Below are 16,357 nucleotides of genomic sequence, written 5' to 3' on the forward strand. Positions count from 1 at the left end.
AGGCCTATCTGTGGGGCGCAAGGATGCGGTGGGGCCTTGCCGGAGATGAGTCAGATCAGTCAGCTAAATCAGATCAGCCAGACAAGCTATGCCAGCGAGATTAGGCAGAATGGGAGGATGGCAGATTAGGTAGAACTCCTCGTTGGTCGTGATGAATGGGCGGGTGAGGGGATAAAGCGCGGATTACCGCTCCACGGCGGGATCCAGGCGATGCGGCCCTTGATGCGAACCATGCGCCCACGTGCGGTGGGGCGGGAATCATCATCTTGATTCACCGCATTGTGATGAGCGCAGAGCGTTACGAGGTTTTCTTGGTTCGTGGGGCCGCCAGCGGCCCAGGCGGTGAGGTGGTGGACTTGGGCGTCATCGGCAGGCGTGGAGCAGCCGGGCCAAGCGCAAATAGGATGCTCAGCGCGGGCTAGCATGCGCTGTTTCCAGTTGGCTATACGCTCCGTGCGATACAGGTTCACCGCGCCGTGCTCAGGATGAATCAAGCTGACGTAACCACGCTGGGCGAGGGTGCGGGCGACGAGCTTGGCGCCGGACATGCGCGCGCCGTTGGAAAGTTGCAGCATGATGTCATCGCCCTGGCCAGCAGTGATGCGATCTAGTTGGTCAAGGGTGATGATCACGTTGGTATGCACCGTGGGGAGCGCGCCGGGATTGCCTTCGAGGATGATCTGCTTGGCGGCTGCGAGCGGGTTTTCTTTATCCACGGAGGCGAGAACGCCCTTGATATCCGCGATATCGGTGGGATCCGCGGTGATGGAGATGGTGTGGGGACCGTCGGGGCGTCGGGTATAGCGCACGCCGTGGGAGGGACGCTTGGTGGGGTTGAGCTGTTTCAGGCGCTTTTTCGCAATTGCCGGAATCAGGTGGGCCTCCGCGCGGCAGAGCTCTAGGCGGAGATCCCAACTGCGGTTGGTGTCTTTAACGCGTTGGGCGAAAGACTCGATGCTTTCAAGCACAGAGAGATCGTGGCCACGAGAACGAGCGGCCTCGCAGGCGAGGCGCTGCTTGCGGCTATTGGAGGTGCGGCCGAAATACGTGTGCTGGAGGCGGGCGAGTTGCGCGGCGAGGATCTGGCTGGCGCCGGCCTCGATGAGCTGCTGTTCGGAGCATCCCTGAAACTCGGCGACGAGGTCCACACCGCGACGGCAAAGTTGCAAAAATTCTGTGTTCACGGCTCCTGACCGTAGAAGCGCGACGGGGTATGCGGCAATGGATGCGCAAGGCGAAACGGCGAATCTGTGGAATTCTCGCGCGGAGGGGGTCGGTATCGCGCATATAGAGCGTGTTATCCACAACCTGCAGCGGGGCCGAGATGCGGGTATCCGGGGGCGGTGGTAAAGAGCGGTCTTCTATGCTGGAGGTCATGTCGGAAGCGAAACAAAGAGTCTCAACGAGGCAAATGCTGCGGGTGGTGGACCGCTCAGTATTATCGCGCCTGCAACGCATCCGTTCGCGCTTCGTTTATATAATCCAAGCCACCGTCGGTGCCGCATTGGCGTATTGGGTGGCTAGCTCCGTCGTTGGGCATCCGCAGCCGTTCTTCGCGCCTATTTCGGCCGTTATTATCCTGGGCCTTTCGGGCGGAGACAGGATGAAAAGGGCCGTGGAGATGTCGCTGGGCGGCATCGTCGGTGTGGCCTTGGGTGATTTGCTCTTCCAAGTGGTGGGGCAGGGGCCGTTCCAGATCCTGTTCATCGTGGGGGCAGGACTGGTGGTGGGTTCCTTTATTACCAAATCGCCGCTGGTGTCCAACCAGATTGTCTTTGGCTCTATCCTTATTGCCACGATTTTTCCACCCACCGAGGGGCCGGGTGGCCTGCACCGGGCCATCGACGCGATGATTGGTTCTGGTATTGGGCTTATCACGATTGCGCTCATCCCGAATTCGCCGTTGAAGGAAGCTCGGCGGGAGGTATCAAAAGTGCTGAGGATTGCGTCCAGCATTCTTAACGACGTCACGCATGGCATCCGCGATACCAATCCCGAGATCATTCGCGATGCCCGCGATGCGGTGCGGGGCACGCAAAATGACGTGAATACGCTGTTGAGCGCGGCACAATCGGGCAGGGAGGCCTCGGAAGTATCGCCTCTTTTGTGGACCTCGCGCAGGAACATTCGGTCCCTGGAACGCATCCTGTTGCCAGTAGATAACGCGGTGCGCGGGGTGCGGGTGCTATCGCGCCGCGCGCTCGTGCTTACCGAAGACGGCGATACCGTGTCCGATAAGCAGCTAGAGCTCTTGGAGGAATTATCAGAAATTATCCTGGCGGTAGGAGAGCTCTACGGCCGGCAAAAGCGAGACCACGATGAGGCGATAGAGATTCCCGAACTTGTGCAGCGGCTGCGCTACGTGGGCGGTCAAGCGGGCATGGATCTTATCGAAGAAGGCGCAACGCTTTCTGCCTATACGATCCTCGCGCAGACGAGGTCCATCGTTGTGGACATGCTCATGGTGTGCGGACTCTCGCGCGAGTCCGCCGTTGCGCACCTGGTTCCTACCTCTACGCACCCGGCATTCCCGCCGGAAGTATGGGAACGCGACGATAAACAAAAGGGGAAGAATTAGCAGAACCTGCCCGCAAATCCAGCGAAAAAGTGGGTGCGAGTAGCGAGGAGGGCTAGGCACGCACGACTTGGAGGTCGCGCAGATGGCGGTAAAAGGTGACGCGGGTGAGGGGGCGTTTGTGGGGGATGGCATCGACAAGCACGCGCAGCTGGGGGCCGCCTGCCTGGACCGCGCGGCCGGTGTGGACGGAATCCGGGTCGAGGCGGCCGGGTTTGCGCAGCAAGGAACGCAGGCGACCTTCGGGCTCGACGGGCGATGTCGCGCGGGCCGCTAGGATGCCCGGAGCATCGGTCATGGGGACCAGCCGCGCGCCAAAAGTGCCGCGACCGGAGGCGGCGAGGGTGTCATCATCGATGATGATTTCACCGGTAAACGGGCCATTGGACCAATCCGAGATGGTCGCGGAGCCGGCGACGGCCTGGCCGGAATCGTTGCGGATGAGCGGCACCGGGCGAACCGGGGCGGTGCGGGCGAGCTCAAGGGCCTCCTGCGGCGCGGCGGGAAGGCCCCAATTGGCGGCGGCGGCCGACTCGCCCGTGGGGATGAACGCGACCTCGGCCCACAGGTTATCGGCGCGCATGAGCCGGGTGATGACGGCGTTCAGCGCCGAGTCCGAGCCCGCGACGACGATGCGCAGGCGGTCCTCCAAGTACGGCTCCTGCGGGGCGGCGGCAGGGGCGCCGAGGTGGCGGACATCGGGCTGCGCGGCGATCTCGTCCAGCGAAGGCGTGGGATCGTGGGGGAGGAGATCGGTGGCGGCGGCATCGATAAGCGCGAGCTCCTTGCGGGAAGGAACGGCCGAAAGGTCAAAAGCCTCTGCGGGCAAGTCAATGTCCGAGGCACCGCAGCGGAGGAACAAAAAACGCATGTACATCATGCTACGTGGGCTAATCCGGCCAGAAAAGTGTAAGGTAAATGCGTATTTTGGCTTCAATAATGAGGAAGTGACTTAAAAGATGGCAGCGATCGTCATTGTCGGCGCCCAATGGGGCGACGAAGGCAAGGGCAAGGCTACCGATATACTTGGCGGGAAAGTTGACTACGTAGTCAAGCCGAACGGCGGCAATAACGCCGGGCACACCGTCGTGGTCGGCGGTGAAAAATACGAGCTGAAGCTCCTGCCCGCCGGGATTCTTTCTGAAAACGCCACCCCGGTGCTGGGCAACGGCGTGGTGATTAACCTTGAGGCGCTCTTTGATGAGATTGATGGCCTCGAGGCACGAGGGGCGAATGCTTCTCGCCTGAAGATTTCCGCGAACGCGCACCTCGTGGCGCCGTACCACCAGACCCTCGACCGCGTGCAGGAACGCTTTTTGGGCAAGCGCGCCATCGGTACCACCGGCCGCGGCATTGGGCCGACCTACGCTGATAAGGTCGCGCGCATTGGTATTCGCGTGCAAGATATCTTCGACGAATCCATCCTGCGGCAGAAGGTGGAGTCCGCGCTGGAGATCAAGAACCAGATGCTGGTGAAGATGTACAATCGCAAGGCCATCGAGGCAGAGCAGATTGTGGAGTACTTCCTGAGCTATCGCGAGCGCCTGCGCCCCATGGTTATTGACGCGGAGCTTGAGCTCAACCAAGCGCTTGCCAATGGTCAGAACGTGCTCATGGAGGGCGGCCAGGCCACCATGTTGGACGTCGACCACGGTACCTATCCGTTTGTGACTTCCTCGAATCCGACTGCGGGTGGGGCATCGGTTGGCTCTGGCATTGGGCCGACGAGGATTAAGACCTCGCTGGGCATTATCAAGGCCTATACCACCCGCGTGGGCGCCGGACCGTTCCCTACCGAGCTGTTTGATAAGTGGGGCGAGTACCTGCAGACCACCGGCGGCGAGGTCGGCGTGAACACCGGCCGCACACGCCGCTGCGGTTGGTACGATTCCGTGATTGCTCGTTACGCTACGCGCGTAAACGGGTTTACGGATTACTTCTTGACCAAGCTCGATGTGCTGACCGGTATTGGGGAAATCCCTATCTGCGTGGCTTATGACGTCGACGGCAAGCGTTATGACGAGATGCCGGTTACCCAGTCTGAGTTCCACCACGCCGAGCCGATTTTTGAAACCATGCCGGCGTGGGACGAGGACATATCCGAGTGCGCCACCTTCGAGGAGCTTCCGCAGAAGGCACAGGATTATGTGCTGCGCCTTGAAGAGCTGTCCGGCTGCCGCATCTCTTATATCGGTGTCGGACCTGGCCGCGACCAAACCATCGTGCGCCACGATGTCATGGAAGACCAGTAATGGACGTATTTGCGGTGATGAGCTCGGCCTAGCCGCGAGCTCATAAAAGTAAGAAGGGGCGAGGTACCTTGCTGAGGTACCTCGCCCCTTCTTTAGGATTCCGCGGGGCGCTCCCCGAGGCTATGACCGTTCAGCTTTAGTAAGCGGCGGTCAGGTTGTCGTAGCCGTTGATCTTGAGTGCTTCCAGCACGCGGTCCACGGCTGCCTGGTCAGTATCCGGGTTATAGGTGTCTGGGAAGGTCAGGTGTGCGCTGTGGCTGTCCTTGAAGTCGATGTTCATGAACTCGTGGCCCAGCTCGTCAGTAGCGAGCGCGAGTTCGCGCTGCACAGCCAACTTACCGCTCTGCAGGATAGGTGCAGAATAGTCCTGGTCTCCGTTGATTACATCTTCCTTGTCACCGGTGATATGGCCCTTTTCGGCGTGAGCGCCGGGCTCATCGGACTGGTCGGTGGACTGCTCAACGTCAGCGGTCTGGGTTACCTCTGGCTCAGCAAGCTGGTCCTGGGCGTCAACTGGGCCGGTGCTGCCAGTTAGCGGTAGTACAGCAGCGATGGCGCTAGCAATAAAAGAAGGAATAGACATTTCCGATCCTTTCTGGGTTAGTGTCTGAAACCGATAAAAATACTAGCACCGTAAAAGGCGAGTAACTATATGGAATTCAACTTGTTGATTCGTTCATTAAACTTTGTTTTAGAAGCTATTGACGGAAAAAATGCTTTAGTCCAATATGTGGCATTAGACCCGCATTATTCGTCTTGAAGTGTGACATTCGCTATTAAGTTTAACCGGAGTGCAATATAATACAACGCCGGTGGGTGCGAGGGGTGCACTGGAGGTTGACGCTAATAAAAGCTGACATTTGATGGGATTTAGCTCATTAAAGTGGCTTAAGCCAAAGTAGCGTCCATTTCCTGTCAAACTTTAGAAAAGCAGACTGTAACTTTGGTTTATCCCCCATTTTAGTGGACGCTTCAATTACTGCACGACTTCTATTTACAGTGCAATTTTGCGCGAAGTATGCACGTTTTCCTGTGACGTTTGATACTTCTTGAAAGCATTTCCTTAAATGCAAATAATTTTCTTAATCAGTGCCTACAGGGGAGTTATACATAACTGAATAATGTCTGAAGGTAAGTTGAATCGAACATGTGGTCGCCATTGTTTGCGGTCTTTCATTTTGGGAGTTCAGGTGATTGAAGGCTCGTATTGCGTAAAACCAATGTTTGTGACTGTTTAAAAAGTGTACCGACATTTAGTGGGGTGCAAGACTGAGTTCAGAAAATGCTGGTAACAGCGTCAATAGAAATGGTAAATCTACTAAAAGCTGTAAGTTATCTATTAACCTATAGTATTCTGGAGTGAAGTTCACCTACGAACAAAGGTTTATTTATGACGGTTTTAATTGCCAGCTTCCGTTTATCGGTAAACCGGAATTGGCATAGTAAATTCGTTGACGTATCACTTGGATAAGTTTGAAATAATTCTCTTTGAACGCATGGACTGGTACTCTCCTAAAGGCACAAACGGTGGCGATCGTAGCGGTTAGTGAACAGGGATCGTCTATCGTGTGTTCAAGTTTCACATTTAGGTTCTACACAGCTGAAGTTCGAGTTGTGTAGATGCGAATTGTAAGAAGATGTCCTTTTAAAGGGGAGAAGATGAGCGGAGTGCGCGATTTATCCCGGAGAAAGTGGACTGTATTAACCGCAATCTTTGCTGCATTTGCGGTTATTGCTGCTATGGTCACTGTTCCCTGGAATCAAGCAAATGCTGAGGAAAGTAATCCTACAGATTTTGAGCCAAATGTAAGTTTGGGAGATGTAAACAAGATTATGCCCAAAGGAGTAGATACTTCTTGGGGGCCACTTGTTTGGGCAGGAACGCCGCCAGAGGGTGCTGGTAAAGGAAACCCGAACAACAACGTGGGATGGGGCTGGTGTATCGAACCATTCGCCCAAATCCCACTGCAAACAAATCGGGTATATGCGAAGGAAAACGCAGAAAGGCTTGAAATCTCACCCGAATACAGGGATGGTGTGATCAATCTTGCACGGAAATTGAAGGATGCAGCGAAGCGGAAGGATAGTAAGGCTGCTGCAAACTACTCCGTGTATTTAGCAGCTTTAATTGCTGAGAAGGACACATCACGGGCTATAGCTGCCGCTACTATTACTGGCCGAGACCCATCTTACGGTGCGCTTGATCCAGGTCAGCCTACATACCCTAGCTTTACGGGAAGCCACGAGGAATTTACGGAACTGACTGGGTATCGAATTGTAGACGACTATGACCCGCCAAAATTCGAAAAAGATCCATCCGTGCAGATTCCGGAACAGCCTGAAGATGCTTATATCACGATTGTTCGTCCTCACGATGATAAAGGTAGGGTCGATAAAACACGCAGGGACCAGCCTGTGATGCCGCCGGATCAGCCTGGTCTACCTGATACCGAGGGGGACGAGCCGGAGGAATCCACGACTCCCGAGCAGCCTTCCGAGGAAGAAACCACGGAAGATGAGCCTACGGAGGAAGAGAGCACTCCGAACTCCACGGAAGAGCAGCCTTCCGATGAGGAGACCTCGACAGAGGAGACCACTTCCTCTGAGGAACCTTCGACGGAGCAAACCACTACTCAGCCAAGCACTGAGCCTAGCGAATCGACTCCAACTACTAGTGCATCCGAGAAGAAGTTGCAGCCCAAGATTCGCACCAAGGCAGAGTTTGCCGACGATGCTGACCAGGTTGTTGCTGGTGCCAAGGTGAAGGATACGGTTCACTATGAGGACCTGGTCCCGAACAAGAAATACACCCTTGAGGCTGAGCTGAAGGATAAGGCTGGAGACCACCAGGTCGTCGGCAAGGGCAAGAAGACCTTTACTCCAGAAAAGTCCTCCGGCGACGTGGACGTGGAGATCACTGTTGACAGCGGTCTTAAGAAGCCCATTGACGCGGCAGTTGCTTTTGAAACCTTGACCTCTACTGAGGTTGATGCGGAAGGAAAGTCCAACTCTGACTCTGACAAGAAGAATGTCATCGCAGAGCACAAGGACCTGAGCGACGAGGCGCAGACTGTAAATACCACCTGGAACCCAGAGATTTCCACCAAGGCGAAGCTTGCCAAGGGTGAATCGGTTGAGTCCGGCGCTAAGGTAACCGATACCGTTAAGTACAAGGATTTGGTCCCAGGGAAGCAATACACCCTGAATGCGGAATTGGTTAATAAGGCAGACGAGTCTGTAATTGGTAAGGGTGAAAAGACCTTTACTCCGAAGAAGTCCGCTGGCAACGTTGACGTGGAAATCACTGTTGATAGTGACGTCAAGAATCCGGTTAAGGCTGCGGTTGCCTTTGAGGAATTGACCTCTACTGAGGTTGACGCCGAGGGCGAGGGCACTCCGGATGCTGAGAAGCCAAATAAGGTTGCTGAGCACAAGGACATTAACGACGAAGACCAGACCGTAAACACTAAGAAGGACAACCAGCCTTCGGAGTCGTCTTCGTCGGAGACTTCAACGACTAGCTCGAAGCCAAGCGCCTCGGAGTCCAAGAGCTCTGAACCATCGACGGAGAGCAGTTCGGAATCTGAAACCTCGGAGCCGTCGGACTCGGAGACGTCCACTTCGAAGACTACGACCAGCACTGAGCCTTCGAGCACGACTTCTTCGGAAAAGCCGGAAGAGCCTGCTGATACTTCGGCAAAGCCGGAGATTTCGACGAATGCTGATTTTGCTCAGGGTTCGCATGAGGTTGTTGCTGGTGCTGAGATTGTTGATGAGGTCAGCTATGAGGGCTTGGTTCCTGGTAAGGAATACACGCTGCAGGCTGAGTTGATTAGCAAGGCCGATAAAGAGACTGTTTTGGGTAAGGGTGAGACGACCTTTACTCCGGAGAAGTCTGCTGGCAAGGTTGATGTGAAGATCACTGTTGATAGTGATGTGACGGAGCCGGTTGAGGCTGCGGTTGCCTTTGAGGAGTTGACTTCTACTGAGGTTGACGCTGAGGGTGAGGACACTCCGGATGCTGAGAAGCCGAATAAGGTTGCTGAGCACAAGGACATCAATGATGAGGATCAGACGGTAATCTCTGAGGATTCTAAGAAGGTTCTGAAGCCGGAGATTTCGACGAATGCTGATTTTGCTCAGGGTTCGCATGAGGTTGTTGCTGGTGCTGAGATTGTTGATGAGGTCAGCTATGAGGGCTTGGTTCCTGGTAAGGAATACACGCTGCAGGCTGAGTTGATTAGCAAGGCCGATAAAGAGACTGTTTTGGGTAAGGGTGAGACGACCTTTACTCCGGAGAAGTCTGCTGGCAAGGTTGATGTGAAGATCACTGTTGATAGTGATGTGACGGAGCCGGTTGAGGCTGCGGTTGCCTTTGAGGAGTTGACTTCTACTGAGGTTGACGCTGAGGGTGAGGACACTCCGGATGCTGAGAAGCCGAATAAGGTTGCTGAGCACAAGGACATCAATGATGAGGATCAGACCGTAACCTCTGATGACTCCGATGTCCCAGGCAAGCCGTCTAAGGGCAAGATTCCTAAGTGGGCCATCCTGATTCCGGGCATTGGCTTGGGAATCGGCCTGGGCAAGATTATCTTCGGCCACCATGATCACGACCACGGTCACCATGATCACGACAAGCCGAAGGATCGTCCTGAGAAGGACACCGAGGGCCACGGCGAGCACCCAAGCACCGAGGTGAAGGGTCAGGATACGCCGGATAAGGTTAACCAGAACTCCAGCGAAGAGCCTCGCCCCACCGAGGTGAAGGGCCAAGATACGCCGGATAAGGTTGACCAGGGTACTGACAAGGACGATCGTCCTGTCGAGGTTATGGGCCAAGAGCCTGGAAAGACTGGTAAACCGCTACCGTCCGACGCAGGACGTACGCAGATCAAGTCCGTACCGTCCGGTGCTACCAAGCTTGACCCAGGTATGCGGGACTACATTCAGTAGTGTGAGCGTACTGGTCAGGTAACAGGCCATAGCGCCTGGGCACAATATGTCCCCCTTCAGGGTGTCACCGCACACGCTGGAGGGGGCAACCCATCTGATGAACCATCGAGAAGACCACAATGAGGAGATTGGGCAATGTCTGAGGAGACAGGCCGCGAGGAACCCGTAAGCCGGGGTAAGAAGATCGGCTTTATCGTGCTGGTAGTGGCCGTAATTCTGATGTTGATACAGCTGGCCCTCTACCTCACCACCGGTGGGGAAGATGATGAGGCTAGTGAGGGGGCATCGGAAAGCGTCTCGGCCGTAGACACTCCGGACGATAAGGGCGATGCCTACGTCGATGATTCCGGCGCGCAGGAGCACGAATTCGAGCCGGCGCCGGGCGAGTTCCAGGGCTTTGAAGGCATGTCTGTGGGCATCGATGGCGAGTACGCTGCCGTGGACCCGATGCAGGTGACCGACCAGGGCGTGCTGCTGCCGCCACACGATGTCTCCCGCCTGGGCTGGTACTCCGCCTCGGCCGTGCCTGGCGATGCCGGCAATGTCGGCTCCAGTGTCATCACCGGTCACGTGAATTACCAGGGCCAAGGCACCGGCTATGCGGAGAAATTCACTCGGTTGCAGGAAAACCAGGAATTCACGGTGGTCATCGATGGTGAGGAGCGCACCTTCCGCGTGACGGAAAAGCCGTACCGCCTGCCCAAGGGCGGGGATTTCCCGGACGTGGTTAATGACACGGACGGTACCAACCGCCTGGTCCTTATCACCTGCGGCGGCAAGTTCGTCGGCGGTGCGCTGGGGTATGAGGACAACATCATTACCGTGGCAGAGCCAGTCGATGCCCCGGTTCCACCAGAGGCACCCCAGGCCTAGCATAAGAACCCGCAAGCGCCCGGTCCGAGGAAGAAGATCCTTGGCCGGGCGCTCGCGTTTGTGCACTTCACGCATGTGTGTCCGGGATGCGGCGAGCATCTATGAAATAATTTGGGGAAGTATCTGCTGCTCGGAGCGGAATCAAAGGAGCAAAGTCATGGATATTCCAGGCAAAATCGCCGGTCATATCGGCACGCCGCTGACGGGCAATGCCACGAAGGTATTGCTGCTCGGCGCGGGCGAGTTGGGAAAGCAGCTGGCTATTTCCTTCCAGTCCCTGGGCCTTGAGGTGCACGCGGTGGATAAGTACCAGGGGGCGCCGGCGCACCAAGTGGCGCACTATAGCTATATCGCGGATATTACTGACTCCGCGCAGGTATCAGAATTGGTGCAGCAGATTCAGCCGCACTACGTGGTGCCGGAGGTGGAAACCGGCGCGGTAGCGGCCCTCGAGCAGGTTGAGCAGTCCACCGATGCCGTCGTCGTGCCCACGGCGCGCGCCTGCGCGCTCACCCAGGACCGCGAGCGGGTGCGCGCGGTGGCAGAAGATATTGGGCTGCCGACCTCCGCCTACCGCTTTGCTTCCTCTGTGGAAGAACTGGAGGAAGCGGCGACGGAGCTGGGATTTCCGTGCATCGTGAAGCCGGACGTGTCCACCTCGGGCAAGGGCCACATGCTGGCGGGGGATGTGGAAGACGTGCGCGAGGCGTGGGAGACGGTGCGCCGCGTGTCCTCGGATTCGCAGCGCGTGGTGGCGGAGCGCTTCGTGGATTTCGACCTGGAGGTGACGCTCTTGGCCATCCGGTCCATCGATCCGGCCACGGGCAAGCTGGCCACCTGGTTTAGCGAGCCCATTGGTCACCGCCACGAAAAGGGCGATTTGGTTGAGGAGTGGCAGCCTACCGGCATGAGCGAGATTGCGCTGGAGAACGCGCGGTCGGTTGCGGCGCGCATTTCCAATGAGCTGGGCGGGCGCGGCGTGTATGGCGTAGAGCTTTTCGTCGCCGGCGATGATGTTTACTTTTCTTCGGTTTCCCCGCGGCCTTCGGATACGGCGATGCTTACCACCTATACGCAGCGCTTTTCCCAGTTCGATCTGCACGCCCGCGCCATTTTGGGCTACCCCATCGACGCCACGTTGATAACCCCGGGCGCCAGCGTTTTCTTACACGCGCCAGAGCCGCTTGCCGATGTCGCCTTTACCGGCATCGCCTCCGCTCTCCACTATGCCGAGACGGACGTCAAGCTCTTTGGCAAGCCCGATGCCTATAAGGGCCGGCGCATGGGGCTTGTGACCACGACGGCGGAAACGGTGGAAGAGGCCCGCGACCGCGCCGCGTTGGCGGCGCATAAGGTGAGCGTGACCTCTACGCCTGGCCTGCTCGCGCAGGGCGGTGCGCGCGGCATCGACCCGCAGTCAGAAAACGTGCCTGATATCGAGGTCGTTGAATACGAGGGTGGGGTCGAACTCGACCCCAAGCTGACCTCAGGGGTGGACGATACCGACTAGTCCTGCGGGCCGGCGTGCTTGACCATCTCGTCCCACTCGACGATCTTGATGCGCTCGCGGCCGTGCGGCTCGCCGGCGGCTTGCTCGGCGGCGTTGAGGCGGTGCCAGCCGTCCCAGGTGGTGACGGCGATATCGCGGCTGCTGAGCAGGTCGAGGATATCCTGCGGATCCCGCTTGGTGGCGGAGTCGAGCTTGTCCGCCTTGTAATCCTCAAGCAGCATGCCGGTGGTGTCCTTGGCATCGGATTTAGTATTGCCAATCAAGCCCACCGGGCCGCGCTTGATCCAGCCGGTGGTGTAGAGGCCGGGAAGCTTTTCGCCGTCCACATCGGTCAGGACGTGGCCGCCGTCGTTGGGCATGGTGGCCGTGTCGTCGTTGAAGGGAATTCCCTCGACGGACTGTGGGTGGTAGCCCACCGCGCGGTAGACGGACTGGACCGGCCACTCGGTGAACTTGCCGGTGCCGCTCACGGAGCCATCGCCGTTGAGCTGGGTGCGCTCGGTTTTGATGGCGGTGACGTGGCCGGCATCGCCAAGCACCTCTACTGGGGACTCGAAGAAGTGGATGTAGAGCTTGTGCGGGGCATCGCCAGGCTCGCGCATGGCGTAGGACTCTAGGGTCTGGCAGACCAAGTCGGTGGACTTGGCGGAGCGGCGGGCTTCCTCGGAAGCCTCGTCGTACTCGATGTCCTCTGGGTTGACGATGACCTCGATGGTGGGTGACTCATCGAGCTCCTTCAGCTCTTTCGGCGTGTACTTTGCCTGCGCCGGGCCGCGGCGGCCAAAGACGTGGACCTCCTTGGTGCGGTTTTCCTTCAGGGAAGTGTAGACGTTATCCGGGATCTCGGTGACCAGCAGCTCATCTGCGGTCTTGGCCAAGATGCGGGACACGTCGAGCGAGACATTGCCCACGCCTACGACGGCGACGGACTCAGCGGATAGGTCCCAGTCGCGCTCGAAGTTGGGGTTGCCGTCATAAAAGCCCACGAATTCGCCGGCGCCGTAGTTGCCCTCGAGGTCCTCGCCGGGGATGCCCATTTCCTTATCGGCGGTGGCGCCGGTGGCGAAGATGATGGCGTCGTAGTACTCGCGCATCTCTTCGACGGTGATGTCCTTGCCCACTTCGATATTGCCCAGGAAGCGGATGTCTTCCTTCTCCATGATGTTGTGCAGCGACTGCACGATGCCCTTAATGCGCGGGTGATCCGGGGCGACGCCGTAGCGAATCAAGCCAAAGGGCGCAGGCATCTTTTCAAAGAGATCGATCTGCACGTCCACATCGGACTTTACGAGGAGGTCAGAGGCGTAAATGCCGGCCGGTCCGGAGCCGACCACGGCGACACGCATGGGGCTAGTCATCTGTTTAGGGTGTCCTTTCTTTAGGTTTTTCTCACATTCTACGCGGTGGCAGTGCGATAAATGCCACACTGCTCTGAGCTATCTACCCCCAGTTTAGGAGGTTGCGGAAGGGCGGGGGAGGGGGTGATTCACGTACAGTGGAGTCGTCACCACGTGCTAGTAACTGTGATGTACGGCATAATGTTACGGCGCGTGTTCCCAGTGTTCCCGTGACGGCAAAGGAAAGGTAATCCGCATGTCTGCATCCCAGTCCACAGTGTTAAGCTCCATCGGCCGCGGCTTCGATGGCCTCGATATTCCCGCCTTGGCGGAAAGTCTTGGCGCTGAACTGCTCCGCTTAGAAGATTTCGACCCCACGGTGGCGGATGTATTGGCCCACGCGCCCACCGCTACTGCCGGTGCCCTCTTGGTCCAAGGCACCGGCGAGATCTCCTTCGATGCGGAGGTCGCCGCCGCGCTGGGCCTGCCGCTGGTCATTATCTCCGGCGCCCCAGAGCGCGCCGCGGAGCTGGCACGGCGCAAGGCAGAGTCCCTCGGCGCCACCGTGGCAGGCGTCTTCACTGACCTGGAGGCCGTGCCCGGTGCGTTAAGCGCGGCAGAGGAAACCGCGCCCGTCATGTCCGCAGACCTCTTCCAGAAGCAGCTCATTGACCAAGCCAAGACGACTGGATCCCACATCGTCCTGCCAGAGGGCGATGATGACCGCATCCTTGAAGCCGCCGATGCCCTGCTGCGCGATGAGGTCGCCCGGCTGACCATCCTGGGCAAAGAAGCCGATGTTCAGGCCCGCGCCAAGGAGTTGGGGCTGGATATTTCGGGCGCTGAAATCATCGACCACCTGGAATCGCCGCTTGCAGAGGAGTTCGCTGCCGATTTCGCGGAACTGCGCAAGAAGAAGGGCCTGACTCTGGAACAGGCCCGCGAGGCCATGCAGGACATCTCCTACTTTGGCACCATGATGGTGCACAAGGGGCTTGCTGATGGCATGGTGTCCGGCGCCGCCCACACCACCGCGCACACTATTAAGCCGTCCTTCCAGATCATCAAGACCAAGCCGAATGCCTCGGTGGTCTCTTCCATCTTCCTGATGATCATGCGCGGGCGCCTGTGGGCCTTCGGCGACTGTGCCGTAAACCCGAACCCCACCGCGGAACAGCTGGGCGAAATCGCCGTGGTGTCCGCGCAGACCGCGTCCCAGTTTGGTATCGACCCGCGCGTAGCCATGCTGTCCTACTCCACCGGCGCTTCCGGCACCGGCCCGGATGTCGAGCGCGCGATCGCGGCCGTCGAGGCCGCCAAGAAGCTGGACTCTTCGGTGAAAGTGGATGGCCCGCTGCAGTTCGACGCCGCCTGCGATCCCGGCGTTGCCGCAAAGAAGATGCCGGATTCCGATGTCGCGGGTAAGGCCAATGTCTTCGTCTTCCCCGATCTGGATGCCGGCAATATCGGCTATAAGACCGCGCAGCGCACCGGCGGCGCCTTGGCCGTGGGCCCCATCCTGCAGGGACTGAACAAGCCGGTCAACGATCTATCCCGCGGCGCTACCGTTCCGGACATCATCAATACCGTTGCCATTACCGCTATCCAGGCTGGAGAGAAATAAATGTCATACGTACTGGTCCTCAACTCGGGTTCCTCATCCATCAAGTTTCAGCTAGTGGACCCAACCGCTAGTGCCACGGATGATCCACTCGTATCTGGCCTGGTGGAACAGGTTGGTGAGCCAAGCGGCGCCATTACCCTCAAGGTCGGTGGGGAAAAGTTCACCGAAAAATTAGAAGTTCCCGATCACTCCTTTGGCCTGCAGCGCGCCTTTGAATTGATGGATGATCATCAGGTGGGCACAAAGGATGTCGATATCATCGCCGTGGGGCACCGCGTGGTGCACGGCGGCCGTCTCTTTTCGCAGCCGCAGCTCATCGAGGATCAAATTGAATCGATGATCGAGGACCTCATCCCGTTGGCCCCGCTGCACAACCCGGCCAACCTGGACGGCATCCGCGTGGCGCGCAAGATCTTGCCGGATATTCCGCACGTGGCGGTCTTCGATACCGCGTTCTTTAATACCTTGCCGCCGGCAGCAGCGCTCTATGCCATCAATAGTGAGATCGCCTCCAAATACGATATCCGCCGCTACGGTTTCCACGGCACCTCCCACGAGTTCGTCTCCCAGCAGGTGCCGAAGGTTTTGGACCGCGATCCGGAGCACACCCACCAGATCACGCTGCACCTGGGCAATGGTGCCTCGGCGGCGGCCATCCGCAATGGCCGTGCCATCGATACCTCGATGGGACTTACCCCGCTGGCTGGACTCGCCATGGGTACGCGTACCGGTGATATCGACCCAGGCATCATCTTCCACTTGGTGCGCCAGGCGGGCATGAGCATCGATGAGATCGATAAGCTGCTCAACAAGCAATCCGGTGTCAAGGGTATCGCGGGCGTTAACGATTTCCGTACGCTGCGCGAGCACATCGATAATGGCGATGAAGACGCATGGCTGGCGTATAACATCTACATCCACCAGCTGCGCCGCTTCATCGGCTCCTACATGATTGCCCTGGGCCGCGTGGACGCCATTACCTTCACCGCCGGCGTGGGCGAAAACGACACCGAGGTGCGCCAGGACGCGCTGTACAACCTGGATATGTACGGCATCGACTTTGATAAAGAGCGCAACCTCGTCCGCTCCGATGAGCCGCGGGTCATCTCCACCGATGACTCCCAGGTCAAGGTCTTGGTAGTTCCCACCAATGAGGAGCTGGCCATCGCACAGAAGTCCGCAGACGTAGCCGCCAAGGCGCGCGAGGAAGGCCTATTTGAGTAGGCCATT

The 16,357-nt window shown here is 58.0% G+C and carries 11 protein-coding genes; 7 read left to right on the forward strand and 4 right to left on the reverse strand.

Annotated features, from left to right (window positions below; translation table 11 throughout):
- Positions 1–125: 125 nt before the first annotated feature.
- Positions 126–1,184 carry an HNH endonuclease signature motif containing protein gene (locus tag QP908_RS03760; RefSeq protein WP_284771679.1) on the reverse strand — a complete coding sequence of 353 codons (1,059 nt, stop codon included), beginning with the start codon at positions 1,182–1,184 and terminating at the stop codon, positions 126–128.
- A 179-nt stretch (positions 1,185–1,363) separates the two neighbouring features.
- On the opposite strand from QP908_RS03760, the gene QP908_RS03765 reads away from it, so the two are divergent.
- Positions 1,364–2,578 carry an FUSC family protein gene (locus QP908_RS03765; RefSeq protein ID WP_284771680.1) on the forward strand — a complete coding sequence of 405 codons (1,215 nt, stop codon included), beginning with the start codon at positions 1,364–1,366 and terminating at the stop codon, positions 2,576–2,578.
- 52 nt (positions 2,579–2,630) lie between these two features.
- On the opposite strand, the gene QP908_RS03770 is transcribed toward QP908_RS03765, so the two are convergent.
- On the reverse strand, positions 2,631–3,446 hold the full coding sequence (locus tag QP908_RS03770) for a hypothetical protein (RefSeq protein ID WP_284771681.1): 816 nt from the start codon (positions 3,444–3,446) through the stop codon (positions 2,631–2,633).
- An 88-nt stretch (positions 3,447–3,534) separates the two neighbouring features.
- On the opposite strand from QP908_RS03770, the gene QP908_RS03775 reads away from it, so the two are divergent.
- Positions 3,535–4,827: an adenylosuccinate synthase gene (locus QP908_RS03775; RefSeq protein WP_239269992.1), complete on the forward strand. Its 1,293-nt coding sequence runs from the start codon at positions 3,535–3,537 to the stop codon at positions 4,825–4,827.
- A gap of 136 nt (positions 4,828–4,963) precedes the next feature.
- Here the strand turns inward: QP908_RS03775 and QP908_RS03780 are convergent, their stop codons facing one another.
- A complete protein-coding gene (locus QP908_RS03780; protein WP_239269991.1) occupies positions 4,964–5,410 on the reverse strand; it encodes a hypothetical protein in 447 nt (148 codons plus the stop codon).
- 1,835 nt (positions 5,411–7,245) lie between these two features.
- Between QP908_RS03780 and QP908_RS03785 the strand changes: the two genes are divergently transcribed.
- The 3 genes from QP908_RS03785 (at position 7,246) to purT (ending at position 12,166) form a co-directional block, all read left to right on the forward strand.
- Positions 7,246–9,783 (forward strand): VaFE repeat-containing surface-anchored protein, encoded by a 2,538-nt coding sequence (locus QP908_RS03785; protein WP_284771751.1) that lies wholly within the window; start codon positions 7,246–7,248, stop codon positions 9,781–9,783.
- Between the two features lie 135 nt (positions 9,784–9,918).
- Positions 9,919–10,656 carry a class F sortase gene (locus tag QP908_RS03790; protein WP_284771682.1) on the forward strand — a complete coding sequence of 246 codons (738 nt, stop codon included), beginning with the start codon at positions 9,919–9,921 and terminating at the stop codon, positions 10,654–10,656.
- A 157-nt stretch (positions 10,657–10,813) separates the two neighbouring features.
- Positions 10,814–12,166: a formate-dependent phosphoribosylglycinamide formyltransferase gene (gene purT / locus QP908_RS03795; RefSeq protein WP_284771683.1), complete on the forward strand. Its 1,353-nt coding sequence runs from the start codon at positions 10,814–10,816 to the stop codon at positions 12,164–12,166.
- Here the strand turns inward: purT and QP908_RS03800 are convergent.
- Entirely contained in the window at positions 12,163–13,524 is a 1,362-nt protein-coding gene (locus QP908_RS03800) for an FAD-dependent oxidoreductase (protein WP_284771684.1), read from the reverse strand. The genes purT and QP908_RS03800 overlap by 4 nt on opposite strands.
- A 235-nt stretch (positions 13,525–13,759) precedes the next feature.
- Here QP908_RS03800 and pta point away from each other — a divergent pair, with 235 nt between their 5' ends.
- On the forward strand, positions 13,760–15,127 hold the full coding sequence (pta, locus tag QP908_RS03805) for a phosphate acetyltransferase (RefSeq protein ID WP_284771685.1): 1,368 nt from the start codon (positions 13,760–13,762) through the stop codon (positions 15,125–15,127).
- Complete coding sequence (locus tag QP908_RS03810) at positions 15,128–16,351, forward strand: acetate kinase (RefSeq protein ID WP_284771686.1); 1,224 nt, start codon at positions 15,128–15,130, stop codon at positions 16,349–16,351. It abuts the gene before it with no gap.
- Positions 16,352–16,357 lie beyond the last annotated feature (6 nt).

The sequence above is a fragment of the Corynebacterium sp. MSK204 genome, from assembly GCF_030229885.1.
Classification (GTDB): Bacteria; Actinomycetota; Actinomycetes; order Mycobacteriales; family Mycobacteriaceae; genus Corynebacterium.